The organism is Terriglobus roseus (genome assembly GCF_900105625.1).
Taxonomy (GTDB): domain Bacteria; phylum Acidobacteriota; class Terriglobia; order Terriglobales; family Acidobacteriaceae; genus Terriglobus; species Terriglobus roseus_B.
Genome location: NZ_FNSD01000001.1, coordinates 2,962,772 through 2,985,165 on the forward strand (window position 1 = coordinate 2,962,772; position 22,394 = coordinate 2,985,165).

General features: G+C 59.8%; 24 protein-coding genes and 1 tRNA gene. 8 read left to right on the top strand and 17 right to left on the bottom strand.

What is annotated here, in order from left to right; genetic code table 11:
• Positions 1-44: 44 nt before the first annotated feature.
• The 3 genes from BLW03_RS12145 to BLW03_RS12155 all read right to left on the bottom strand — a co-directional run bounded on the left by BLW03_RS12145 (position 45) and on the right by BLW03_RS12155 (position 2,850).
• Positions 45-2,075 carry a DNA repair helicase YoaA gene (locus BLW03_RS12145; protein WP_074654326.1) on the bottom strand — a complete coding sequence of 677 codons (2,031 nt, stop codon included), beginning with the start codon at positions 2,073-2,075 and terminating at the stop codon, positions 45-47.
• 113 nt (positions 2,076-2,188) lie between these two features.
• Positions 2,189-2,404, bottom strand: a complete 216-nt coding sequence (iscX, locus tag BLW03_RS12150) for a Fe-S cluster assembly protein IscX (protein ID WP_074654327.1) — start codon at positions 2,402-2,404, stop codon at positions 2,189-2,191.
• 2 nt (positions 2,405-2,406) lie between these two features.
• Positions 2,407-2,850, bottom strand: coding sequence for a 2Fe-2S iron-sulfur cluster-binding protein (locus BLW03_RS12155; protein ID WP_074654328.1), 444 nt, complete (start codon positions 2,848-2,850; stop codon positions 2,407-2,409).
• A gap of 132 nt (positions 2,851-2,982) precedes the next feature.
• Here BLW03_RS12155 and BLW03_RS12160 point away from each other — a divergent pair, with 132 nt between their 5' ends.
• Positions 2,983-3,876, top strand: coding sequence for an SDR family oxidoreductase (locus BLW03_RS12160; protein WP_074654329.1), 894 nt, complete (start codon positions 2,983-2,985; stop codon positions 3,874-3,876).
• On the opposite strand, the gene BLW03_RS12165 is transcribed toward BLW03_RS12160, so the two are convergent.
• Positions 3,869-4,345, bottom strand: coding sequence for a hypothetical protein (locus BLW03_RS12165; protein WP_074654330.1), 477 nt, complete (start codon positions 4,343-4,345; stop codon positions 3,869-3,871). The two genes, BLW03_RS12160 and BLW03_RS12165, sit on opposite strands and share 8 nt — an antisense overlap.
• A 72-nt stretch (positions 4,346-4,417) precedes the next feature.
• On the opposite strand from BLW03_RS12165, the gene BLW03_RS12170 reads away from it, so the two are divergent.
• Positions 4,418-4,900, top strand: coding sequence for a DUF427 domain-containing protein (locus BLW03_RS12170; protein WP_074655974.1), 483 nt, complete (start codon positions 4,418-4,420; stop codon positions 4,898-4,900).
• Positions 4,901-4,902: 2 nt separating this feature from the next.
• Here BLW03_RS12170 and hscA read toward each other — a convergent pair whose 3' ends face one another.
• Positions 4,903-6,834, bottom strand: a complete 1,932-nt coding sequence (hscA, locus tag BLW03_RS12175; protein ID WP_074654331.1) for a Fe-S protein assembly chaperone HscA — start codon at positions 6,832-6,834, stop codon at positions 4,903-4,905.
• 111 nt (positions 6,835-6,945) lie between these two features.
• Here hscA and BLW03_RS12180 point away from each other — a divergent pair, with 111 nt between their 5' ends.
• A complete protein-coding gene (locus BLW03_RS12180; RefSeq protein WP_074655975.1) occupies positions 6,946-7,377 on the top strand; it encodes a VOC family protein in 432 nt (143 codons plus the stop codon).
• 25 nt (positions 7,378-7,402) lie between these two features.
• Here BLW03_RS12180 and BLW03_RS12185 read toward each other — a convergent pair whose 3' ends face one another.
• Positions 7,403-8,659, bottom strand: coding sequence for a PQQ-dependent sugar dehydrogenase (locus BLW03_RS12185; protein WP_074654332.1), 1,257 nt, complete (start codon positions 8,657-8,659; stop codon positions 7,403-7,405).
• Positions 8,660-8,822: 163 nt separating this feature from the next.
• Positions 8,823-9,593 carry an SDR family oxidoreductase gene (locus BLW03_RS12190; protein ID WP_074654333.1) on the bottom strand — a complete coding sequence of 257 codons (771 nt, stop codon included), beginning with the start codon at positions 9,591-9,593 and terminating at the stop codon, positions 8,823-8,825.
• Positions 9,594-9,706: 113 nt separating this feature from the next.
• Between BLW03_RS12190 and BLW03_RS12195 the strand changes: the two genes are divergently transcribed.
• Positions 9,707-10,150, top strand: a complete 444-nt coding sequence (locus tag BLW03_RS12195) for a winged helix-turn-helix transcriptional regulator (RefSeq protein WP_074654334.1) — start codon at positions 9,707-9,709, stop codon at positions 10,148-10,150.
• Here the strand turns inward: BLW03_RS12195 and hscB are convergent, their stop codons facing one another.
• Both hscB and BLW03_RS12205 read right to left on the bottom strand, forming a co-directional pair.
• Positions 10,151-10,759 (bottom strand): Fe-S protein assembly co-chaperone HscB, encoded by a 609-nt coding sequence (hscB, locus tag BLW03_RS12200; RefSeq protein ID WP_074654335.1) that lies wholly within the window; start codon positions 10,757-10,759, stop codon positions 10,151-10,153. It abuts the gene before it with no gap.
• Positions 10,756-11,238, bottom strand: a complete 483-nt coding sequence (locus BLW03_RS12205; protein WP_244502061.1) for a GNAT family N-acetyltransferase — start codon at positions 11,236-11,238, stop codon at positions 10,756-10,758. The genes hscB and BLW03_RS12205 overlap by 4 nt, the downstream gene beginning before the upstream one ends.
• Positions 11,239-11,324: 86 nt before the next feature.
• Here BLW03_RS12205 and BLW03_RS12210 point away from each other — a divergent pair, with 86 nt between their 5' ends.
• The gene (locus BLW03_RS12210) at positions 11,325-11,597 is read left to right on the top strand and encodes a DUF4242 domain-containing protein (RefSeq protein ID WP_074654336.1); all 273 of its coding nucleotides are present in this window, start codon (positions 11,325-11,327) and stop codon (positions 11,595-11,597) included.
• 14 nt (positions 11,598-11,611) lie between these two features.
• Here BLW03_RS12210 and BLW03_RS12215 read toward each other — a convergent pair whose 3' ends face one another.
• The 7 genes from BLW03_RS12215 to BLW03_RS12245 form a co-directional block, all read right to left on the bottom strand.
• Entirely contained in the window at positions 11,612-12,085 is a 474-nt protein-coding gene (locus BLW03_RS12215; RefSeq protein ID WP_074654337.1) for a HesB/IscA family protein, read from the bottom strand.
• A gap of 14 nt (positions 12,086-12,099) precedes the next feature.
• A complete protein-coding gene (locus BLW03_RS12220; RefSeq protein WP_244502062.1) occupies positions 12,100-12,642 on the bottom strand; it encodes a hypothetical protein in 543 nt (180 codons plus the stop codon).
• A gap of 150 nt (positions 12,643-12,792) precedes the next feature.
• Entirely contained in the window at positions 12,793-13,215 is a 423-nt protein-coding gene (iscU, locus tag BLW03_RS12225; RefSeq protein WP_074654339.1) for a Fe-S cluster assembly scaffold IscU, read from the bottom strand.
• A 74-nt stretch (positions 13,216-13,289) separates the two neighbouring features.
• On the bottom strand, positions 13,290-13,487 hold the full coding sequence (locus BLW03_RS12230; protein ID WP_074654340.1) for a hypothetical protein: 198 nt from the start codon (positions 13,485-13,487) through the stop codon (positions 13,290-13,292).
• A gap of 9 nt (positions 13,488-13,496) precedes the next feature.
• A complete protein-coding gene (locus BLW03_RS12235) occupies positions 13,497-14,765 on the bottom strand; it encodes an IscS subfamily cysteine desulfurase (RefSeq protein ID WP_074654341.1) in 1,269 nt (422 codons plus the stop codon).
• Positions 14,766-14,894: 129 nt separating this feature from the next.
• On the bottom strand, positions 14,895-15,374 hold the full coding sequence (locus tag BLW03_RS12240; protein ID WP_074654342.1) for an RrF2 family transcriptional regulator: 480 nt from the start codon (positions 15,372-15,374) through the stop codon (positions 14,895-14,897).
• Between the two features lie 140 nt (positions 15,375-15,514).
• Positions 15,515-16,087, bottom strand: coding sequence for a CDP-alcohol phosphatidyltransferase family protein (locus BLW03_RS12245; protein ID WP_074654343.1), 573 nt, complete (start codon positions 16,085-16,087; stop codon positions 15,515-15,517).
• 193 nt (positions 16,088-16,280) lie between these two features.
• Between BLW03_RS12245 and BLW03_RS12250 the strand changes: the two genes are divergently transcribed.
• The 3 genes from BLW03_RS12250 to BLW03_RS12260 all read left to right on the top strand — a co-directional run bounded on the left by BLW03_RS12250 (position 16,281) and on the right by BLW03_RS12260 (position 20,518).
• The gene (locus BLW03_RS12250) at positions 16,281-16,835 is read left to right on the top strand and encodes a hypothetical protein (protein ID WP_074654344.1); all 555 of its coding nucleotides are present in this window, start codon (positions 16,281-16,283) and stop codon (positions 16,833-16,835) included.
• 98 nt (positions 16,836-16,933) lie between these two features.
• A tRNA-Val gene (locus tag BLW03_RS12255) sits at positions 16,934-17,010 on the top strand.
• A 616-nt stretch (positions 17,011-17,626) separates the two neighbouring features.
• Positions 17,627-20,518, top strand: coding sequence for a beta strand repeat-containing protein (locus tag BLW03_RS12260; RefSeq protein WP_074654345.1), 2,892 nt, complete (start codon positions 17,627-17,629; stop codon positions 20,516-20,518).
• A 152-nt stretch (positions 20,519-20,670) separates the two neighbouring features.
• Here the strand turns inward: BLW03_RS12260 and BLW03_RS12265 are convergent, their stop codons facing one another.
• The gene (locus BLW03_RS12265; RefSeq protein ID WP_074654346.1) at positions 20,671-22,053 is read right to left on the bottom strand and encodes a M20/M25/M40 family metallo-hydrolase; all 1,383 of its coding nucleotides are present in this window, start codon (positions 22,051-22,053) and stop codon (positions 20,671-20,673) included.
• Positions 22,054-22,394 lie beyond the last annotated feature (341 nt).

Below are 22,394 nucleotides of genomic sequence, written 5' to 3' on the forward strand. Positions count from 1 at the left end.
CATCCGTGGACCTCTCAGTGCGGGGCATCCGTGCGTCGTCCCGGCTACAAGACTGGCGTCTCTCGTGTGAAGAAGGCTTCTACGTCGTTGATGTCCTGTGTCAGGCGGTAGGGCGGCAGGCTGTCGAGGAAGATCTTGCCGTAGCTCTGGCGCTGGATGCGACTGTCGAGAAGCATGAGGACTCCGCGGTCAGTGGCGGAGCGGATCAGTCGGCCGAAGCCCTGCTTCAACGTGATGACGGCCTGCGGGATCGACAGGTCATGGAAGGGCTTGCCGCCGCTGGATTCGATGGCTTCCATGCGCGCCTGTTGGACTGGATCGCTCGGCACAGCGAAGGGCAGCCGGTCGATGATGACGCAGCTTAGTTGGTCGCCCTGCACATCGACACCCTGCCAGAAGGACGAAGTGCCGAATAGAACGGCGTTCGGCGTTTCGCGGAATTCGTCCAGCAACTGCTTGCGTGGCGCCTGCCCTTGCAGCAGCAGAGGGAACGGCAACTCGACCAGCATGCGTTCGTACATGGTCTTCATCTGCGCGTAGCTCGTGAAGAGGCAGAAAGCGCGGCCACGCGACAGCTCCAGGACGCGGCGCATGCGCTCAGCAGCCTGCGGCATAAAGTCCTGGTCGCGGGGATCAGGCATATATGGCGGCAGATACAACAGCGCCTGCCTGGTGTAATCGAAGTGTGACGGCACCGTTAGCTCGCGCGCGCCGACGAGTCCCAGGCGCCTCGCAATGTGGTCGAAGCCGCCCTGCACGGTAAGCGTCGCGCTGGTCAGGATGACAGAGCTGAAGCCTGCGAAGAGAGAGGTCTGGAGGATCTCCGAGACGTCGATAGGAGTGGCTTGTAGATAGGTATGAAAGGCCGCAGGAGTGCCCGTCTGCAGACGGCTGAAGTTCTTGACTCCACCGGCTGCGCGGCGCTCGATCCAAAAGACAGTGTTCGGATCCTGGGCCTCCATCAGGAAGCTCGAGGAGGTCCGAAGGTCCGTTACGCGCCGCTTCAAGCCGTTGACCTCGTCCACATCCTTCACGCGGTCCAGCTCGTCGCGCAGTCGGTCCAGTGCCGTGAGGTAGGTCGCATAATTCTCACCACGCTCTTCTAAAAAGCCCGGACGGTCGTGGAAGGGCTGGCGGCCGAGTTGAAAGCCTTCCATCGGCAGCGAAGCAAAGAACCCGCGCGCGCGTTCCCGTAGATTGACGGTTGCGCTTTCGATACTGGAAGACGAAACGGCCTTCGCGCGCAGCAGCATCTCCGTGTCGCGTGCTAGCTCTTCCACGCGCTGCTGGCTGATGGCGACGCCGAAGTAGTCGCTGGCAACCGACTCCATCTCATGCGCTTCGTCGAAGATGACCGCGGCTGCGTCAGGCAGAATGCCTGCGTCGGGCGCGCCGGGGGCCTGTTGCTTGATGTTCAGGTCCGCGAAGAACAGGTGGTGGTTGACGATGACAATGTCGCTCTCAAGTGCCTTGCGCCGCATCGCCGTGATGTAGCAGGGCTCAAAGTTGGGGCATGTCTGGCCCAGGCAGGCTTCGCTGCGCGCGTCGAGTTTACTGAAGAGCGGCGAGTTCTCCGGGATGCCGGAGATCTCCGCGCGATCGCCCGTTTCGGTGTCGCGCTCCCATGCGCTGATCTTGTGGAACTGGTCTATTTCTTCCAGGCCTGTGAGCATGGGCGCGGCGGTCAGCGCGTAGAGCTTCTGCTTGCAGACGTAGTTGCCGCGGCCCTTCATGTAGCAGACCTTCAGCGGACCCAGCAGCGACTCGAGGAAGGGGATGTCCTTGAAGAACAGCTGCTCCTGGAGGTTCTTCGTACCGGTCGAGATGATGACGCGCTGGCCGCGCTCACGTGCGATACGCAGCGCCGGCAGCAGGTACGCGAGTGTCTTGCCGGTGCCCGTGCCTGCCTCGACGATCAGGTGGCGATGGTCTTCGAGAGCCTTCTCGACTGCCTTGGCCATTTCGTACTGGCCCTTGCGATGCTCGTAGTTCAGAGAAGAACCAGCCAGCACGCCGCCCGGCGCGAAGAACTCGTGCAGCGTGGGCAGCTTATCGGTCATGGCAAAGGTTGGCATGCAGGCGCGAAGAGACGGCGAACACCCTCTATCTTATGCGCAGCGGTCGCGGAGTACGGCGGCGGCGAGGGGCACGACTTTGGTCGTGCCCCCTCGCTGACATTCGCAGTCACTTACTTGGCGTCGTTGTATTCGTCGAGCCAGGCCATCTGGATCGCTTCCAACAAGCCCTCATTCGACTTGGCCGGATCGCCTGTAAAACCGGTCAGGCCGGTGATGTACTTGTGCATGTCGGTGAAGCGGACCGTGAGCGGGTCGATCTCCGGATACTTCTCCTGCAACTGGATGCCGATCTCCTCGGTGTCTTCCCATCCGAATTCAAAGGGCATCGTTACTCCTTACCAGAGGCGAGCACTGCAGCAGGCTTGCCTTCCTGTACGTAGTTGCGGTTCCAGGCGGGGATCTCGACGAGATACGTGCCGGGCTCGGTGATGACAGCCTGGCAGCCCAGTCGCGAGTTCGTCTGCGGCCCGGCGGCAAGGTCGATTCGATCGAGCTCGTCATCTTCCGGATCGTTCAGGCCCTTCTCGCCCTGCTTCACGTAGACGTGGCAAGTGGTGCAGGCGCAGACGCCGCCGCAGGCGTGATCCATGAAGATGCCGTAGTTTTCGGCAACGTCAAGCAGACTCATGGGCTGGCCGTGGCCGTCGTACGGCAGCGATCCGAAGGGGAACTCGACCGTCTTGTTCTCCGGTTGAAAGGTCACGCGGACGATATTCTCCGCGGGCGGCTTCGAAAGGTCGACTTCGGGTAGTTCGAGGGTGTGCTCAGACATAATTTTGCTCTCGCAATTCATTCTATCGAACAGCCCGCCAGTGCCCGCCACGCAGGCACAGAAGACACGTTGCGGCGGCATCTTATTGGCTTGAAAGCGCACTCCCCATGTGCCGGAAGGAAGATCGAAGTCATGTCTGATCTGTATAAGTTGCAGGACCCAACGAAGCAGTACCCGCAGCCGAAATTCAAGCACCAGCCGCAGGCTGTCCCTGGCATAGCCGCCGAGATGATGCCGAAGCCGGACCACGGCGAAAAGAGCTACAAAGGCAACGGACGTCTCCCGCATCGCAAGGCCCTCGTGACTGGTGGTGATAGCGGCATCGGCCGCGCAGCCGCGATCGCCTTTGCGCGCGAAGGTGCGGATGTTGCCATCAACTATCTGCCCGAAGAGGAAGAGGACGCGAAGGAGACCATCGCGCTGATTGAGAAGGCGGGTCGCAAGGCCGTCGCGATTCCGGGCGATTTACGTGACGAAGCCTTCTGCGTCGCGATGGTGAAGCAGGCGCACAAGCAGCTGGGCGGTCTCGACATCCTGGCGTGCGTTGCGGGTAAGCAGCATGCGACCGAGAAGATTGCGGACATCACGACCGAGCAGTTTGAGCAGACGTATCGCGTCAACGTCTTCTCATTGTTCTGGACGGTGAAGGCGGCCCTGCCGCTGATGCCGCCGGGCGGTTCCATCATCACGACAGCATCCATCCAGGCGACGCATCCCAGCCCTAGCCTGCTGGATTACGCGCCGACCAAGGCCGCGATTCTCGCCTTCACACGGGCGCTGGCGCGGCAGGTTGCGGAGGACGGTATCCGCGTGAACTGCGTGGCGCCGGGACCCGTTTGGACTCCGCTGCAGACAAGCGGTGGACAGCCCGACAAGAAGATTCCGGAATTCGGCAGCGAGACGCCGATGAAACGTCCCGGCCAACCGGTAGAGATGGCTCCGCTCTATGTGCTGCTTGCTTCCCAGGAGTCGAGCTACGTGACCGGTGAGGTCTACGGCGCAACAGGCGGACTCGAGGTTAGTTAAACAGGCGTTCGCCAGTGCTGCTTCTGCGTGCCGTACGGAGCAGCACCGGCGAGAACGTCGCAACGAAAGCGATCAGCTCCAATGCTGCCAACCTGGCAGGGCGATGCGAGATCGAAGACATCGCCCATGATCCCAGCACCCAGAACGCCATGTTCGCGGACGCCGCGACATACACCCAGTCAGAAAACTTGTGCTGATCACGCACGAAGTTCATCTCGCGCAGGCGGGGATAGGTCGTAGCCCTTGTGATGGTGAGGCGCAGAAGCACGACCGGCGTCAGATTCAGAATCAGTACCAGTGCGATCCACAGCATAGGCGCATAGGCCTGCGGATGACGTGGCTGCAGCCACCACGTTATGCCAATCGTTAACAGGATGTTCAGTGTTGCTCCTGCATTCACCAACGCGGGAAAGTGGCCCATATCGCTGAGCCGGTTCATCTCGTTCAAACGCTTGTCTGCACTGTTCATGGCATCACCCGTACATGCGCAGTCTACGTGCGTGGCGCGTCTCAATATGTGACCGTTTGGGAGCGATGCGAAGTGATCAACAAGACCGAGCCGGAATCAGTATGGGACTATCCGAGACCACCGCGGATGGAGCCGACGTCGCGACATCTACGCATCGTGCACCAGGGAATCGTACTGGCCGATACGACCCGTGCGCTTCGGATCCTGGAGACGAGTCATCCGCCCGTGTACTACCTTCCGCAGGCTGATATCGCGATGTCGCACGTCCTCCGGTCGGAGCGGCGGAGCAGCTTCTGCGAGTGGAAGGGATTGGCAACCTACTGGGATATCGTGATCGGCGATGTCACGGTTCGGAGCGCGGCGTGGAGCTATGCGAACCCGGCCGGATCTTACGCCGCTTTAAAAGACCACCTGGCGTTTTACGCCGGTATCGTCGACGAGTGTTCTGTCGATGGAGAGGTAGTTAAGCCGCAGCCTGGCGACTTCTATGGCGGATGGATCACGTCGCAGGTGCGCGGCCCCTTCAAGGGACCGCCCGGAACGATGGGTTGGTAAGTTTATTTCGCCTTGCTCTCGTCGATCTGTGCCGGTGCAAACGGATGCGGCGCGCTTGGGCCTTCGCCCATGTCATCACCCGCTGCGCCCATGGTCTTACCCGTCAATGCAGACGATACGGCGGTATCCATCATGAGTTCTGCGAAGCGAGTCGTTGCCTTGTCCAGGCGATCGATGGCGGCGCGAATCACCTTGTAATCCTGGCCGCGGATGCTCGCATCGAGCTCCAGTTGCGCCGCATGGATCTTCTCGATCTCATCCGGTGTGAGCTGCTGCCAGGCCGGGTGCTTCTGACCCTTCTCGACCGCTTCCTTGATGGTGTTGGCTTCGTTGGTCGCCTCAATCAACTGGCGCTGGTTCAGGTCGTCCTCGGCGTGATCGAACGAGGCGAGGATCATCTCCTCCACCTGGTCGTCGGTCAGGCCGTAGCTCGGCTTCACTTCCACCTCAGCGGCCTGTCCGCTACGCTGTTCGCGCGCACTGACCTGCAGAATGCCGTTGGCATCGATCAGGAACTTTACCTCAATGCGCGGTAGCCCCGCGGTCATGGGTGGGATGTTCTTCAGGTCAAAGCGGGCGAGTGAGCGGCAATCCTTCGCGAGTTCGCGCTCACCCTGAACGACATGGATGGCCACGTTGGTCTGGCCGTCGACGCCGGTGGTGAAGTGTTCCGTCGCCGATGCGGGAATGGTGCTATTGCGCTGAATGATCTTTGCGACCACGCCTCCGAGGGCCTCGATGCCAAGGGAAAGCGGTGTGACGTCGAGCAGCAGGAGCTCATTCGTTGCGGCGGAGCCACCCGCCAGAATGTCGGCCTGTACGGCCGCACCGAGCGCGACGACTTCATCGGGGTTCAGTTCGGTGTGCGCGTTCTTGCCACGGGCCGACAGCGTAAACACCTCGTCGACCAGCTTGCGAACCGCCGGAATACGTGTCGATCCGCCGACAAGGACGACCTCATCGATCTGCTCTGGCGTGATGCCTGCGTCCTTCAATGCCTGCTTCGCAGGTGCGGCGGTGCGGGCGATGACCGGTGCAATTAACTGCTCAAACTGCTCGCGCGTGATCTCGCGCTGGTACCGCTTGCCGTCCGTAAGTGCCAGGTCGAACTTCGCCGAGGCAGCCGCGGACAGCTCGATCTTGACCTCGATGACAGCCTTGCGCACGGCCTGAACGTTCTCGGGGGTAGCGGGGAGGCTGAGGTCATTCGCAATCTCGTCGAGCGCGATGTGCATCAGCAGGTTGTCGATGTCGTCGCCGCCCAGGTGCGTATCGCCATTGGTACTGATGACCTCGAAGATGCCATCGTGCAGCTTCAGGATCGACACATCAAAGGTGCCGCCGCCGAAGTCATACACCGCAACGGTGCCTTCCTTCTCGCGGTCCAGACCATAGGCGAGCGCTGCGGCTGTGGGCTCATTCACCAGGCGCAGGACGTCCAGTCCGGCGATGCGGCCCGCATCCTTCGTCGCCTGGCGCTGCGCATCGTTGAAGTACGCGGGTACGGTGATGACGGCGCGGGTGACGGGGAAACCGAAGAAACGTTCCGCGTTCTTCTTCAACTGGCCCAGTACCAGCGCGGAGATCTCCGGCGGCGTCAGGGTCCGGTTGCCCACCTTCAACTTCAAAGCGCCGTCCGCATCTTGTCCTTCAACTACCTGGAACGGGAACATCGCGAGCTCATCGCGTACATCGTTGATGCCGCGGCCCATCAGGCGCTTCGCGCTGTAGACGGCGTTGCCAGGCTGCGTCAGCAGTGTGCCGCGCGCTCCATTGCCAACGGTGATGGTGTCGCCGGAAATGGCGACGACGCTGGGGACCAGAGACGATCCGTCTTCACCCGGGATCACAACGGGAGTGCCACCCTCAAGGAAAGCGACCAGCGAGTTTGTGGTGCCAAGATCAATGCCGACGACGCGATTTTGTTCTGCCATGACTCTCTTTCGGATGCTCGCGGATGCGCGAAAGACGCACTTCCACGCGACTCTTCATTGTCTCATCGTGGATGTAGTCAGTGAATAAGCAGTGGGGTTAGGATGCTGCGCATGAGCATTCCCGGGCAGACCGTGACCATCATCCCCAGTGTTTTATGCCGCGACGCGAACGCCGGCATCGAGTGGTTGAAGGCTGCGCTCGGATTTACCGAGCATGCCGTCTACCGGACCGCGGACGGTATCGTCGAACACGCCGAGTTGCTGCTGGGAAATGGCATGCTGATGGTCGGTACCGCCGGCCACAATCGGCAGCTGGCCAACGTGATGGCACTGCCTTCAGAGGTCGGTGGAAAGAACACCAGCAGCGTGTACCTGATCGTGAAGGACTGCACGCCCGTGTGGCAGCAGGCGCTGTCAGCCGGTGCAGAGGTGGTGTTGCCGCTGCGGACCATGGATTATGGCGGTCAGGCCTTTACTGTTCGGGATCCCGATGGGCATCTGTGGTCCGTCGGCGAGTACGATCCGTGGACCGTACCCGCCTAACCTTGCGTGACGTCTGAGACGACCGCTACGGTTTTTCGCCGTAAGCAATACGCCAAATCCGTCCTTTGTTGGAGTCTGCGACATACAGCGCGCCGTCGGGTCCTACCGCCACGCCGACCGGTCGGTAGGCGGCGCTCTTCAGATTTTTGTCACTCGGCAGCGGCCCGGCAAAGCCATCGGCAAACACCACGGGTTTGCCTGCCTGATTGTTCTTCATGGGGACGAACACGATGTTGTAGCCAGCCTGCCCCTCCGGGGTCGCGTCCGCATCGGCGCCGCCATGCATGGCAACGAAGATGCCGCTGCGGTACATGGCAGGGAACCGTTTGCCGTTGTAGACGACCAGGTCCAGCAGTGCGGGACGGCGAGGCTGGAAGAACGCTGCGACAGGTTTCGCGTAAGTGCCCTCCGAGGGCGAAGCTTTCCCGTCGCCCCCGTACTCGGGTGCGAGAATGCGCTTCTGACGCGCGCCGTCGTAGTACGTGTAGGGCCAGCCCATGTCCGTTGCCTTTTCGATACGGAACAGCTCGTCGGGAATAGCCTCGTCCTCTGTCGCGCTGACCACCTCAGGGAACATGGCATGTGTGCCGTCGCGACCATGTGTGCCGCCATACAAAGCGTCGCCTGCGCGCCAGTCCAGTGCGGACATATCGCGGATGCCGGTGGCAAAGCGTTCGCCGTCGCTGAACTTCTGATTCAGCCTGGAGTCATCGAAGCGCCAGATGCCGGCTTTCGTCGTGAGGGCTGGGCAAGGCTTTAGTCCGACTGGTTTGCTGTCTCTGGGGGCCGCGGGGTCGGCGCAGATGTTCGCTCCGTCGAACGCGACAAACAGGCCGCCTTTCCCGTCGAAGGCGAAGACGTGGTTCGATGTGACCGTCAGACCATCGACCACGGTTTGCGGTGCCGCCGAAGGCACAAGTGCATTTCCATCCAAAGGAAAGCGGTAGATTGCCGTGGGCGATGCGGCGTACAACGCGCCCTTGTACATGCGGATACCGGTCGCCTGATCAACGGTGCTGAAATGCTCCGTTTGCACAGCCTTATGATTCGATCCCAGTCGCAATGCAATGATGCCCGTCGAAGGCTGATTGCGCGGATGCCGTGTAGAGACATAGATATCGCCATTGTCGCGGACTGTCAGATGGCGAACTGGACCTAATCCCTCGGCCACAACCGTGGCATGAAAGCCCGTGGGCAGCATCAGTCCGTCTGGCTCCGATGCTCGCGCTGCACCTGCGACCATGCCCAGAGCCAAAGCCGCAACCATGACACTCTTGATCATTCTGTCTCTCCCCTGATTTCTTCTGAAACGCAATCGTAGAGGAAGAACGATGCTTTTGGCTGCGTTGCTTTGCTCAGGACTGCACGAGACCAATCAGAACGATCTGCACGCAGCAATGGAGGCAGGCGCGACATTCCTGTCGAGCCTGCTTCGTGCGTTGTGCCTATCCGTTCGGGCGGGCGGCGATCATGCGCTGGTTAAAGGTATTGAAGAAGTTTTCGAAGTCACCGCTCTCCGGTGCGGTGCGCAGCGGCTTCACGCGGTCGATGACGACTTCTTTCACCTCTGGCTGATCGCGCAACACGGCGAAGGTTTCGCGCAGGTAGTCGGCCAGCGGCATCGCCATGGGGTCGTTCTTCTGACGGTCGCCCATCAGCTCTGTCTGCACGTATGGGGGGATGATCTCAATCACTTGTACGCCCGTGCCCTGCAGCTGGAAGCGCAGCGAAAGAGTATAAGAGTGGATCGCAGCCTTGGTCGCACAGTACGTCGGTGTCATGGAGAGCGGAACATACGCTAGGCCCGAGGTCACCGTCATCACAGTGGCTGAGGTTTGCTGCAACAGGTGTGGCAGCAACGCCGAGTTGAGACGGATTGGACCAAGCAGGTTCGTAGCGATCGTCGCCTCGGCGTCTTCGGTCTCGCCCTTTTTCAGATCTTCGTTCTTCATGATGCCGGCGTTGTGCAGCACGGTGTTCAGCTTCGGATACTTCGCGATCAGGTCAGCAGCAAAGGTCTTGATGGCTTCCGCGCTGTTGATGTCCAGCACTTCCGCGCTCATGCCGGGATTGGCTGCGACGACCTCGTCCAGAACTTCCTTACGGCGACCCGCAATGATGACGTGATTGCCTTCTTTGTGAAAGGCCTCTGCCAGACCGCGTCCGATGCCGCTACCGCCGCCCGTGATGAGAATGGTGTTGTCTTTGATCTGCATGTGCTTTCACCTCGTTGTCGAGCATAGGATGCGCTCGTGAATCGCGGAAGTACGCACCTTTTCGCGCCATGGTTACCACCCGGAGAGTATCGGCGTGGGCATAGACTGTGCGCATGAAGCCTGCAACGAAGATGGATCAACCGAAGGCCGTCGTTCCGCCCGACGGAGGTGAGGGTAACGCCTCGCTCGACGCCCTGGTGAGCGAGATCATCGGCCGCGTCGCGGACAAGTGGACCATGCTGGCGCTGGAGGCTCTCCAGGAGCACGGACGCCTTCGCTTCACAGAGCTCGCGGCAGAATTAAAGGGCGTCAGCCAGAAGATGTTGACCAAGACGCTGCGACAGATGGAGAGTGACGGGCTGCTGCTGCGCACGGTCTTCCCGGTGATACCGCCGCGTGTCGAGTACGAACTGACGCAGCTGGGTACAGGCCTGAGCGCGGCCTTCTGTGGTGTCTGGATCTGGGCAGAGAAGAATCGCGATGAGATCGAGGCCGCCCGCAAGCGCTTCGCGCAACGCATCGAACACACGCAGCCCTGGCAGACGCCACGCAGCTAGCTAGTCCAGCGCGGCGTTCACGTCACGGACCAGGTTCCGCAGATAGCTTCGGCGGTTCAGCAGCGCCACCATCTCGTCCTTTGCGGCATCCTTCGCGCCATCGTCGCCGCTGTCCACAGCCGCGTCCCAACTGGTCCACAGCGCTTCAAGCTCTTTACCTGCGGCATCCAGCATGCCGGTGAAGTTGGTCTTCGCGGCCTCGAGATCCTTACGAAGCTGCGGGTCATCATCGCCCATCTTCTTTGCCATCTTCATCTCTTCCAGCGCCATGTTCAGCTCGAAAGCCTCTTCCAGAAGATCGGGCGGAACGATCTGCTTCTTCTGCGTCCCGGAGGCACGGGCCGACTCGGTCGCCTTGACGGACTGCTCCTCCAGTTCCACGCCCTCAAGCTCCAGCAGATACTCCGTGCGGCGAATGGGATCACGCAGCGCGCGGTAAGCATCGTTCAGCAGGGACGACTTCTCCGTCGCTTCAGCCTGCTCTGCTGCTGGCTTCGAAGCGAAGCGGTCGGGATGAAACTCGCGTGAGAGCTTGTAAAAGCTCTTCTCAAGGGCGGCGGTGTCGAGCGCGAGTTTGTGAGGAAGACTGAAGACTTCGAAGTACGTCATGGTTGTTCCGATGGTACTTTCTGCGCTTTGGATTCATGCGCGGTCGATAGCCGGTAGCGGCATTTGCAGGGGCGGCCCTCAGGAAAAATCGCCTGATGGTAAAGAATTTGAATCGTCTCAACGTAGACCGCCCCGGCAAGCTCACAGGTGCGGCGAGATGCCGTATTCTCCGGGTCTGTAGTGATCCATAGGGGATCGATCCCGAAGCCGCGTGCCCCAGGAATCAGCAGGCGAACCGCGCGCGCAGCATAGTGCTCACCGCGAAACTGCGGGTACACCGTGTAGCCGATATGCCCCCCATAGAGCAGGATCTGCTGCGTGGAATGTAGTCGCAGATTGATGTCGCCTACCGCAACACCATGGGCGTCCTTCATGAGATAGAAGCGCGTGGGTACGCAGAGTCCCTTATGGCTGGCGGTTTCGAGGTACTCCAGTCGCAGGCCTCCCTCATCTTGAAGAGGCGGCAGAAGAATATTCAAATCTTTTGCGGTGGACTCGTCGATGAACAGACCGCATCTCCGGGGCTTGCTATCATTGCGGCCAAATCAAGCAAGGAGTGCTCCCTATGCCTAAATTTGTCATAGAACGTAACGTTCCCGGCCTGGGTGATCTGTCTGCGGATCAGCTGAAGGCGATGTCGCAAACTTCGTGTGGCGTGCTGCAGAGTATGGGGCCGAAGATTCAATGGCTGGAGTCGTTCGTTACCCCAAACAAGATGTATTGCGTCTACATCGCGCCCGATGCGGAAACTATCCGTCAGCATGCGCGCGTGGGTGGATTCCCTGCAGAGTCCGTAGAGCCGGTCCTGCAGATGATTGGACCAACCACAGCAGAGTAGCGGACGTTCCCGCGTTACGCCGTAAAGGATGAACCGCAGCCGCAGCTCTTGGTGCTGTGCGGATTGATGAAGTTGAAGCCCTGGCGCATCAGCGTCTCTTCAAAGTCGAGGGTCATGCCGCTGAGGTACAGGAAGCTTTTTGGGTCAACGAAGATCTGTACCTTGTCGCCATCCTGGCTGTAGACATAAACGCGGTCCCGCTCGCGCGGCTGCGAATCGAAGCGGATGTTGTAGCTCAGGCCGCTGCAGCCGCCGCCGGTGATACCGACGCGCAGGCCACCCTGCTCGCCGTTGACGTTCTCTTTCGCCATGGCAGCGCGGATGCGCTTCAACGCCTTTTCGGTCACCTGAATGTTCTGCGCCTTCGCATTGTCTGCGGGTGCGGAAACTGGAGGAGCGATGGGGCTGGAATATACAGGGGCGCCGGCCTGCGGTGCAGGCGCGCTCATCTCGTTGCTGGTGGTGGTGCTGATGCCGACTACGGACATGACTGTTCCTTTACTTAGTGCAGGCTACGCTGTTTGGCGTCGTAGATCTTCATCTGTCGAGAGACGAATTCATCTGCCTTTTTGAGCGCGAGCTGTGTGTTGCTGTCCAACTGGTCCCATGTGCGGAAGAAAGGATCATCCCGCAACGTGGACGGCTGAACATTACCGCTTTGATCGACCATCACTGCCGCCTGCAAGGTGACCGACTTCGATTGCGGGTCGATAAGAGCACGGCGCGCCCGATAGCCTGTGTCGAGGCAGGCATCCAGGTGTGCGGCATCGCCCAATCCCCAGGCTACCTGGTTCGCTCGGCAGGCAGCCGGTGTGCGGTAGAAGGTGAACAGAGAAAGCACATAGGTGCCCCTGTTTACGTAACTCCCGTAGTTACTTTGCAGCCACTGCGGCGTTGAGATATCCGGCATGTAGATGGATACATCGTGATCTTCCGCCAGCAGCAGCGGCGCAGTCCACTGGTCTGTCTCATCCAATACCTGGGCCGGCGCTCCCAAGGCGCCACGCTGGACAATCTGCTGCGCGGTCAAGGGGGCGGAGCTCACCGAAAGGAGGGCGGCGAGTGCAATGCATTGCGTGGCTGAGCGGAGATCTCTCATACGAGCTTCAGAAAGCGGGTGAAACAAACGGCAACGCGCAGAGGGCTTCGCCAAGTATCGGCGGCACCACCTCTGCGCGTTGCAGGTACAGTGAGCTTACGCGGATGCGCCGACGAGCGCAGACTCCGTCTCGGCGACATTGTTCTTCTTCTTCCAGTCGCCGATCGCAGCGCGGATGGCGTCTTCCGCCAGAACCGAGCAGTGGATCTTGACGGGGGGAAGAGCGAGTTCCTTCACGATCTCGGTGTTCGAGATTGCGAGAGCCTCGGCGACCGTCTTGCCCTTCACCCACTCGGTCGCGAGCGACGAGGAAGCGATGGCAGAGCCGCAGCCGAAGGTCTTAAACTTCGCGTCTTCGATAACCTGGGTATCCGGGTTCACCTTGATTTGAAGGCGCATGACGTCGCCGCACTCAGGAGCGCCGACGAGGCCGGTGCCAACTTCGGACGAGCTCTTGTCGAGCGTGCCGACGTTGCGGGGATTTTCGTAGTGATCAACAACCTTATCGCTATATGCCATGTTCGTCTCCTGTTGAGCGAATGCGTTAATTAGATGCTTGCCGGTCAGATTTCAGTGCAAATCCCTGCCGGATGCTAACCCTTGATGATTGCCCGGTTCCATCGAACCAGGGCGAAAAGCCAAACCAGTGTCGCAAACGCGACGGAATAATTGAACGTCTTCAAAGCCTCACGCCAGGTCAGAGGCGTGCTGAAGAAGTAGCCGGCGGCCATGCTGGAGATCCAGGTGAACAACATCGTGGATAGCCATGTCTTGCCCGTCGGCTCCTTCATCGGGACTCCTTAGTGAGCGGTCCACTCGATCTTGGTCAGGTCGATGCCTTCCTTCACCATCTCGTACAGCGGCGACAATTCGCGCAGCTTCAGGACGGTGTCGATCAGCTTGTCTGCGACGTAATCCACTTCTTCCTTGGTGTTGAAGCGGCCAAGGCCGAAGCGGATGGAAGAGTGAGCGACGTCATCGCCCAGACCAAGCGCCTTGAGAACATAGGACGGCTCCAGCGTGGCCGAGGTGCAGGCCGAACCCGAGGAGACGGCGATGTCGTTGATGCCCATCAGGAGCGACTCGCCCTCGACGTAGACGAAGCTCATGTTCAGGTTGCCGGGCAGGTGATGGTCCATGTTGCCGTTTACTGCGGTGTAATCAATCTTCTCTTCCAGGCGCTTGCGCAGATAGTCGCGCAGGCCCGTAAGACGAGCAGTCTCAGCAACCATCTCCTCGCCGGCCAGTTCGCAGGCCTTGCCCAAGCCGACGATGCCGGGGACGTTGAGCGTGCCCGAACGCATACCGCGTTCGTGGCCGCCACCGTCGATCTGTGCGTTCAGCTGTACGCGCGGGCTGCGGCGGCGAACATACAGCGCGCCCACACCCTTCGGTCCGTAGATTTTGTGGCCGGAAAGCGACAGCAGGTCGATGTTGTCTGTCTGCACGTTGACCGGGATCTTGCCCACAGCCTGTACCGCGTCCGTGTGGAAGAGCACACCCTTTGCGTGGCAGAGCTTGCCGATCTCGGCGATGGGGTTGATCACGCCGATCTCGTTGTTCGCGTACATGATCGTGACCAGGATCGTCTCCGGCGTCATGGCTGCTTCGATGTCAGCGACCGAGACCAGGCCGTCAGGCTGCACGGGCAGGTAGGTGACCTTGAAGCCGTTCTTTTCCAGGCGCTTGCAGGTATCCAGCACAGCCTTGTGCTCGGTCACCTGGGTGATAATGTGGTTGCCCTTTTCGCGGTACATCTCCGCGACACCCTTGATGGCAAGGTTGTTGCCCTCGGTGGCGCCGCTGGTGAAGATGATCTCCTTCGGCGTAGCGCCGATGAGCTTCGCAATCTGCTCACGCGCCAGGTCCACACCCTGCTCGGCTTCCCAGCCAAACTGGTGATTGCGGCTGGCGGCGTTGCCGTAGATCTTGGTCATATACGGCAGCATGGCCTCAAGCACACGCGGGTCAAGCGCCGTAGTTGCGTGGTTGTCCATGTAGATGGGCAACTGAACGCCCTTATGTACGGGCGTGGACTCCAACAGTTCGATTTCGGTGGCGAGACTCATGCTTCATTTCTCCTGATCCATTACAGGCCAGCGGCCCGGTTGAGCAAAGGTACTGCGTATGTCTGTCTGCTTTTTGCGGAGCGCAGACTTGTCTAAAGAGCAATCTCTCGTCAGAGAGCGAATCTCTCGCTAAAGAGCAATGGAAACCAGGCCACCGCCAAGTGTCGCGGAAGGCTCTGCATCCGGAACTTCCGCCAGATCGGCGATGATGATGCCGGTCAGCAGATCCTTAATGCTGTCATTTACCTTGCGCAACGGCTCTTTGATGGTGCAGTGCCCGGCCAGGTCGCAGGTTCCGTGAATCGTGATGCAGCTGGTGATGAACAAGGGACCGTCGATGGCCCGGATCACCTCAAAAGCGTTGATCTCGGTGGCAGGCCGCGCCAGCGCATACCCACCATTGGTTCCGGCGTGCGATTCGAGGATTCCCTGCCGGGCGAGAGTCTGCAGAATCTTCGCAAGCAGCTGCGGAGGAATGTGATACGCCTCGGCGATGTCCTTGGCGGACTGAGCACTTGCTGCGCCGGTTTTCCCGCTCAGTAGTGCCTGCTCCGCCAGGTACTTCAGCGCCATCAGGCCGTAATCCGCTTTTTTTGTCAGCCGCAGCATTCGAATAGGGCAAGGCCAGACGATATCCGACCAGTGCAGTCCTAAGTGTAGGCCGGAGGACAGGCGCTTGCAATGGCAAACAAGTGTTCTTTGAGAATAATTCTCAAAGAACGAGCCCGAGAGGCTCTGGTCGCCGACCCCTAGAGCGCTTCCAGCGGCTCTGTCCCAATCCGATGAATCACGACCCACGCATACTGCGCGGCGGACAAAGGGGCTAGCCATGCGATCACGACAAGCAACCCGTGCCTCAAGTGCGAAAGCTCGGGCGTAGTCCGGACGGCTGTCACCATCACCAGCAGCATCGTGAAAATCTGGACCAGGGTGTTGGTCTTACCGATGGCGCTTGGCCGGAAATCGCGCATGGTGTGCGAAAAGAAAAGCAGCGTGGCAATCAGCAGGATGCCAACGTCCCTCGCAAAAACCAGCACCGTCACGTAGAGCGGAACAAGCCCTATAGAGGTTGCAGTCAGGAAGAGCGTGGATAGCATCAGCTTGTCTGCAATGGGATCCAGAAACTGACCAAGTTTTGTGCTCTGGTTCAGGCGGCGTGCCAGACGACCATCCACGGCGTCCGTCGCGCCGGCAACGACGAAGATCAGCAACGCCACCTCCTCGTGCCGGTGCAGCATTGCCTTCACCAAGAAGGGGATGGCGATGACCCGCACCAACGTCAGAAGGTTAGGCAGTGCGCGAGCTTGGCGAAGCAGCGTCATCGGTTGTTTTCAGTCGCCTCCATGAGCCGTTCGGCGGGTTTTGTTGCTTAGGTGAACCCTCCTAGTATGCAGCGCCAGCCACCTCTGCGCGGACAGTGTCTTTCAGTACAACCGACGTTGTAGGTGCAAGTCTGGTGCAACAGTGCCAGACTGCCATACAGTTTTTAATGTCGCTCTGCGACGCGGAGCAGCCTTGCGGATCACCTACCAATGGACAGAGCGCGAGTGGGATCAGGCGGTCTGCGTCGCCACGCGAAAGGCCACGCGTGGAACGGCCCTGCCCGGCATGGTTTACCCATTGATTGTGATCCCGCTGTGCGGGGCCGTCGGGGACCTGATCTCGCTGCTGCGCCCGCCGGGCAGAGCCAACCTAGCTGGGTCCATCCTGCCTTTATTGTTGCTGCTGTCGGCTATCACAGCCGGTATCCTGATCAGCGTGTCGCGACTTCGGCGACGACGCCAGCGGAACGGCGCCTCTCCCATGCCGGACGGAGTTCGGGAGATGGTATTGCAGGAGTCCGGCTGGCGTTTCCACGCGTTTGGTCCGCACGCAGATCCGTCAACACTCGAGCCGCTTCCGCAGCGTCTGCGGCCCTGGACCGAACTGCTGGATGCGCGGCAGGGAAGCGGCGTCATCGTTCTTTTGCACCGAGACGGATTCGAAGCAGTACCCGCCAAGTCGCTCACGCCAGAACAGGCAGGGCACCTGCATCGCCTGGTAATGAGGAAGCTGAAACCAGCCGCTTGATGACAATTGTGGAACGAACCGTTTGCTCTCACGCGAAAGCCGACGTACACTGAGAAGACGGCAGCGGCGGAAGCATCAGGCCCGGTCGTCACCTGCGCAGGCGCGTAGCTCAGTTGGTTAGAGCGCTACCTTGACACGGTAGAGGTCAGGAGTTCGAGTCTCCTCGTGCCTACCATTTCCTTTTCACAACCTAAGACAAGATGGTGCAAACCTGCCGCGCGATCGCTCAAGGGGTGTCCTTGCAAGCGTGGGCTTGCGCAATTGCAATTCGAGCGGAAGGTGCGGCCTGCTGACACTTGCCATCGTGATGAGTCTCTGAGAAAGAATTCTCAGAGGCAGTACACCGGTAACGGCGTCTGTGCGGACACAAGCCATACCGAAGTCGCCTGCCCGCAAGCGACGCACCGCAAAACCATGCACGGACCCCGCATGTGCGGCAGGGTTCCCTCTTCTCCTCCTTTGATGTGCAGTCGATCGGCACGACAGTGAGCCATTCCATCTCGATGCCATGGACTGAAGGCAGCATGTTTTAGCGGAAGCTAGGTGTGGAGACTCGCCACCTGAGTCCTGCGTGAACCGCACACCAGCAGAACTGCCCAGCATCGCGATGCCTGCAACGAGGCCATCCCGGGAATCTGTACACTGGTGCGGCAAGCTTCCTCTCTTTCATTGTGGCATTTCTTCCCCCGGTTCTGCGTATGCTCCACCGCACGCGGAGGTTCGTGTCGTAACCCGAAGGGAAGGGTTCCTCTGTTGTCACTCGACTGCTTGCATTTCTTTCGTGGAGAGCCATGACTTCCCATCTGCCCCTGCCTGCCGCCCGCGTCCGATCCACGGTCCTTCGCCTGGCCCTTCGTCGCATCGCGATTCACAGCGTCGCTGTGACTCTCAGCGTCCTCTCCTGTGCAGTCGCCTTTGCAGCGAATGCAACGACGACATCGCTTGCCGCGCGTTCCGCCGAATCTCCTACAGCAAGTGTTGCTTCTGGCACAGTGGTCACGCTCACCGCGACGGTCCTCGCCGGTTCTACTCCCGTCACTACCGGGCAGGTGAAGTTCTGCGATGCTGCCGGTGCCTCCTGCGTCGACAACTACCTTCTCGGCTCCGCGCAACTGACCTCATCGGGCGTAGCGAATGTACGCCTGAGGCCCTCCAGCGGCGCACACACTTATAGGGCAGTATTCGTCGGCACCGCAGCCAATAACGCCAGCGTCTCGTCGATCGCCAATCTGCAAGTCACTGGAGTCCAGGCCACCTCTACCAGCCTCACGCAGACGGGCGTGGCAGGCAATTACACGCTCGCCGCTACCGTGGCAGGCACCGGCAGCGCCAACGCCCCCACCGGTATCGTCTCCTTTCGCGATGCCACCAACAACAACGCGGTGCTCGCCACGGCACCATTAGGCAGCGCCAGTCTCGCTCAGGCCTTCGCAACGCAGGTAGTCTATGCTGCCGGAACCTCTCCAATTGCCAGCGTCACTGCGGACTTCAACAACGATGGCTTTTCGGACGTAGCGATTGTCAATAATCGCGATAACTCCGTTGGCATACTGCTGGGAAATGGCGATGGCACCTTCAGTGCTCAGATCCCTTACGCCACCGGCGCCGGTCCGTCCTACGTTGCCGTAGGTGACTTTAACTCCGATGGAAACACTGATCTCACGGTCGTTAACTCAGGCTCGACCACTGTCAGCGTCCTCATCGGTAGAGGGGATGGCACGTTTCTCGCGCAGGCCACTTACGCCACTGGCAACATGCCTGTCTTTGTCACCACTGCGGACGTCGACAACGACGGCATTCTCGACTTGCTTGTCTCGAACTCGCTCGGCAGCAGCGTGAGTGTGTTTCTTGGCAAGGGTGACGGCACATTCAACGCGCAGACCGCGTTTCCTTCCGGTCTCGGCAGCCTCTCCATTGCTATCGCGGACTTCAACGCAGACGGCATTACGGACCTTGCAGTTACGAACTATCTTAGCAACACGGTGAGCGTTCTCATTGGCAAGGGAGCCGGCGCCTTCAGCGCGCCCGCGACCTACCCGGTCGACAGTGGTCCGACTCCGATCATTGCTGCGGATTTCAACCGCGATGGCATCGTTGACCTTGCCGTCACCAACTACACCGCGAATACCCTGTCGATCCTCGCCGGCAAGGGAGATGGCACATTCAACACGCAGGTCACCTACCCCACCGGGACCCAGCCCTATGCCATCGCCCCGGCCGATTACAACGGCGACGGGATCGTCGATCTCGCAGTCGCCAACTATGTCAGCGATAACGTCGGCCTCTTTTTCGGCAAGGGGGACGGTACCTTCGCGACACAGGTGACTTACGCCACGGGCGACGGACCCACCCCCGTCTCGACCGCGGACTTCAACGGAGATGGCATTGCCGATCTTGTTGCAGGCAATTATCACGCGAATACCCTGTCCATCCTGTTAGGGCAGCTTTCCACTACGGCAACGGCGTCTGCCGGCGGCATTTCCCCGGCCGGCGCTGGTACTCACATGGTCAACGCCAGCTATGGAGGCGATGCAATTTATGCTGCCAGCACTTCTAACTCCGTGCCCCTCACGGCCCAGTCCGTCGTTACGGCTCTTACTGCCTCGGCGAGCCCGGCTGTCAGCAAGTACGGACAGCAGGTTGTGTTGACCGCTGTGCTTAGCCCTTACGCAGCGCAATCTCTATCCACCGATGGCGAGCTCGTCACCTTTGGGAACGGGGCACAGCCTCTTGGCACTGCCACCCTGGCTAATGGGACTGCGACCTTGAATCTCACAGCACTGCCAGTCGGAGCGTCGTCCATCTCGGCCAGCTACCCTGGAGACGCGAACTTTCTCGCTAGCAATTCCACGAGCGTCTCCCACACGGTTTCGCAGCCCATCTCCTCACTCTCGGTCGCGGCGCAATCTCTGCCTCTCGGCACTGCGTCGGCTGCCTTAACCGCACAGCTCACTTACAGCGGCACCGTCGCTCCCAGCGCTCCGGTCAGCTTCACCATCGACGCGGGAGCCGCCGTAACCGCCGCCTGCACAGGAGCAGCCTCGCCCCTTGTATGTACCGCGTCTTATCCGACCGGCTCGCTCGCCGCGGGGGCTCATACCGTCTCGGTGAGCCAGTCCGCTGCAGGCGTCTATGCAGCAGCCTCCGCCTCGGCGGCTCTCACCGTCGTGGCTTCCGATTTCACCTTCACAGCCTCCGGCACGACCTCGCAGACCATCACCGGCGGCGGCACTGCCAACTTCAGCTTCGCACTCAGCCCTGGAGCCATTGCGTATCCCGGCAACATCTCTTTCGCCGTCACTGGCCTGGCCACAGGCATGACTTACACACTGGCTCCCACTTCGGTGGCAATGGCTGCCGGCCCGCAGACCGTTAGCCTGGCGGTTCAGACCGTCAAGCTAACCTCTCAGGCCGATTCTGCTCCGGTCTGGATGCGCCGCTCCGGTGTGGCGATGGCTTCCTTCTTGCTGCCCTTCTGTTTCCTTCACCGACGCCGTAGGAATGTACGCCTGTTAATGCTCCTGTGCTGCGGCGTTCTGTTTACCTCAGCACTTACCGGTTGCGGCTCCGGGACCCCGGCGACCGTGCCAAGCACATCAGTGACAAGCACGATCACCGTGACCGCCACAGCCGCTGGTTACGCCATACCTCACAGCTCAACCGTAACGCTTATCGTGCAGTAGTCGGGTATGGTGCGAGGCAAAGGGATCGCGTGCTTTGGGGGAAAGTACTTCTGGGATTTGAAAGCGAACATAAGCCAGGGCGAGAGCTCACATATCGACCTTAGATAAGAGGGGAAACGCACGGCTTCCTTCTTATCTAAGGTCGACGAATCTTATGGCGTTGTGATGAGCGTCACCAGGTTGTACATGAAGGTCTGTCCTTCGTAGAAGGACTTAATCGGCAGGCGTTCATCACGTCCGTGGAATCGGATGTCGTCGCGGTTGTAAAAGAAGCCCTGCACGCCGTAGGTGGGGACTCCGAAGGTACGCAGCATTCTGCCATCCGTTGCGCCCACGACCATGATCGGCACCACGGGGACTCGAGGAAAGACCTTCTCTGTCGCCTGCTTCACAGCCTTAAGGACATCCGGACGCATGGGCGAAGGCACACCGCCGGCGGATTCCCGTTCCGAGAGAATGGAAACCTCTGGATCGTCGACCACCTTCTTGAGTGTCTCCAGAACATACTGTGGCGAGTCTTCCGGCAGAACGCGGCAATTCACCGTGGCTTCTGCCAGTTGTGGCAAAGCATTTGCGGCGTGGCCACCGTTCAACATCGTAGCGACACAGGTCGTCCGCAAGGTAGAGTTCCAGTTCGGATTCGCTGCGGCAGCCTTCTGCATCGCCGCCTGATCGCCCGAGGGAATCTTCGCAAGTTCAGCGGCCATCGGCCCTTTTTCAATCTTCGCCATCTGTGTGAAATAAGCAGCCGTGACCTCATTGGTCTTCAAGGGAAAGCCGAACTTGGATAGCTTCTGCAGCGCGTCTGCCAAGCGATAGATAGCATTATCCGGTACCGGCATGGAGCTGTGGCCACCCTTGTTCGTCACCTTGAAGGTGTAGGTGATCACATACTTTTCGCTAACCTGCAGGTCGTTCGAGGCCTTGATTTTGTTACCCATCTCGCCCCACCCGCCTTCATTCAGCGCGAAGTCCGCTTTTAGCAGATCTGGATGTTGCTTCAGAAGCCAGTCGACTCCGTTGTACTTTCCACCTTCTTCATCTGCGGTGAGCGCTACGATGATGTCGCGGTTTCCCTTATAGCCCTCACGCTTCAAGCGAATGATGGTCTCAAGCCAGATGGCTGCCTGAGACTTGTCATCGCCCACACCGCGGCCATAAAAGTACCCATCCTTCTCGTTCAAGACAAATGGATCCATGTTCCAGTCTTCGCGCTTGGCTTCCACGACGTCGGTATGCGCGAGCAATAGCAGCGGCTTCATCGAGCCGCTGCCATGCAGTCGTACAACCAGGTTGTGCTTGTTGGGTACAGGCCCGCCAACGAAGATGTCGCCTTCAGGAAAACCTGCTTCCTTCAACCGGCGAAGAGCGATGTCCGTGACCAGCGTGGTTGATCCAGTCTGCGTTGCTGACTTCGCCTCAACAAACTCTTTGAAAATGTCGTGCGCCATCCGCCTGTCTGCGTCGGGTGTGGCCTGTGCGTGGACCGGAGAAAGAGTGCTGAGAAGGAGCAGGCCTGAGAGAGCAAGTTTCATACGCGGTAATGGTCCTCGAACGAAGGGTGCAGAGCGCGGAGCGCTGGTTGAACGGCGCTGCTGGAATGGCAACAGATGGAGGTGTGAGCATGACGCTAGCACAGGAGGTTCATCGCGAGTCCTCAGAAGTTTCTATCAGCACTCAAAAAAAACTAATTAGACACGCGACACCATTGTCCTTATGCTCAGGTCCATACCCGAACAATGTTTACCCGTTGAGCTTCGCAACCGAAGTCTCAACGACTCTTCTTTTCGCCGCCAAAGCTCCCTTGGAGGGAGCTTCTACCGCAGCGCGGATGTTTGTTCCGAAGTCCTTCTTTTGCCTGTTGAATTCGTAGCGT

What these genes read in the sequence shown, in the direction of transcription:
- hscA (WP_074654331.1), bottom strand. Translation starts at nt 6,834, where the DNA reads ATGGCAGAACAAAATCGCGTCGTCGGCATTGATCTTGGCACCACAAAC.
- BLW03_RS12230 (WP_074654340.1), bottom strand. Translation starts at nt 13,487, where the DNA reads ATGAAGGAGCCGACGGGCAAGACATGGCTATCCACGATGTTGTTCACC.
- BLW03_RS12165 (WP_074654330.1), bottom strand. Translation starts at nt 4,345, where the DNA reads ATGAACAGTGCAGACAAGCGTTTGAACGAGATGAACCGGCTCAGCGAT.
- BLW03_RS12180 (WP_074655975.1), top strand. Translation starts at nt 6,946, where the DNA reads ATGAGCATTCCCGGGCAGACCGTGACCATCATCCCCAGTGTTTTATGC.
- BLW03_RS12155 (WP_074654328.1), bottom strand. Translation starts at nt 2,850, where the DNA reads ATGTCTGAGCACACCCTCGAACTACCCGAAGTCGACCTTTCGAAGCCG.
- BLW03_RS12240 (WP_074654342.1), bottom strand. Translation starts at nt 15,374, where the DNA reads ATGCTGCGGCTGACAAAAAAAGCGGATTACGGCCTGATGGCGCTGAAG.
- iscU (WP_074654339.1), bottom strand. Translation starts at nt 13,215, where the DNA reads ATGGCATATAGCGATAAGGTTGTTGATCACTACGAAAATCCCCGCAAC.
- BLW03_RS12265 (WP_074654346.1), bottom strand. Translation starts at nt 22,053, where the DNA reads ATGAAACTTGCTCTCTCAGGCCTGCTCCTTCTCAGCACTCTTTCTCCG.
- BLW03_RS12215 (WP_074654337.1), bottom strand. Translation starts at nt 12,085, where the DNA reads ATGTCCGTAGTCGGCATCAGCACCACCACCAGCAACGAGATGAGCGCG.
- BLW03_RS12245 (WP_074654343.1), bottom strand. Translation starts at nt 16,087, where the DNA reads ATGACGCTGCTTCGCCAAGCTCGCGCACTGCCTAACCTTCTGACGTTG.
- BLW03_RS12145 (WP_074654326.1), bottom strand. Translation starts at nt 2,075, where the DNA reads ATGCCAACCTTTGCCATGACCGATAAGCTGCCCACGCTGCACGAGTTC.
- BLW03_RS12235 (WP_074654341.1), bottom strand. Translation starts at nt 14,765, where the DNA reads ATGAGTCTCGCCACCGAAATCGAACTGTTGGAGTCCACGCCCGTACAT.
- BLW03_RS12185 (WP_074654332.1), bottom strand. Translation starts at nt 8,659, where the DNA reads ATGATCAAGAGTGTCATGGTTGCGGCTTTGGCTCTGGGCATGGTCGCA.
- hscB (WP_074654335.1), bottom strand. Translation starts at nt 10,759, where the DNA reads ATGACGTACTTCGAAGTCTTCAGTCTTCCTCACAAACTCGCGCTCGAC.
- BLW03_RS12190 (WP_074654333.1), bottom strand. Translation starts at nt 9,593, where the DNA reads ATGCAGATCAAAGACAACACCATTCTCATCACGGGCGGCGGTAGCGGC.
- BLW03_RS12210 (WP_074654336.1), top strand. Translation starts at nt 11,325, where the DNA reads ATGCCTAAATTTGTCATAGAACGTAACGTTCCCGGCCTGGGTGATCTG.
- iscX (WP_074654327.1), bottom strand. Translation starts at nt 2,404, where the DNA reads ATGCCCTTTGAATTCGGATGGGAAGACACCGAGGAGATCGGCATCCAG.
- BLW03_RS12260 (WP_074654345.1), top strand. Translation starts at nt 17,627, where the DNA reads ATGACTTCCCATCTGCCCCTGCCTGCCGCCCGCGTCCGATCCACGGTC.
- BLW03_RS12160 (WP_074654329.1), top strand. Translation starts at nt 2,983, where the DNA reads ATGTCTGATCTGTATAAGTTGCAGGACCCAACGAAGCAGTACCCGCAG.
- BLW03_RS12195 (WP_074654334.1), top strand. Translation starts at nt 9,707, where the DNA reads ATGAAGCCTGCAACGAAGATGGATCAACCGAAGGCCGTCGTTCCGCCC.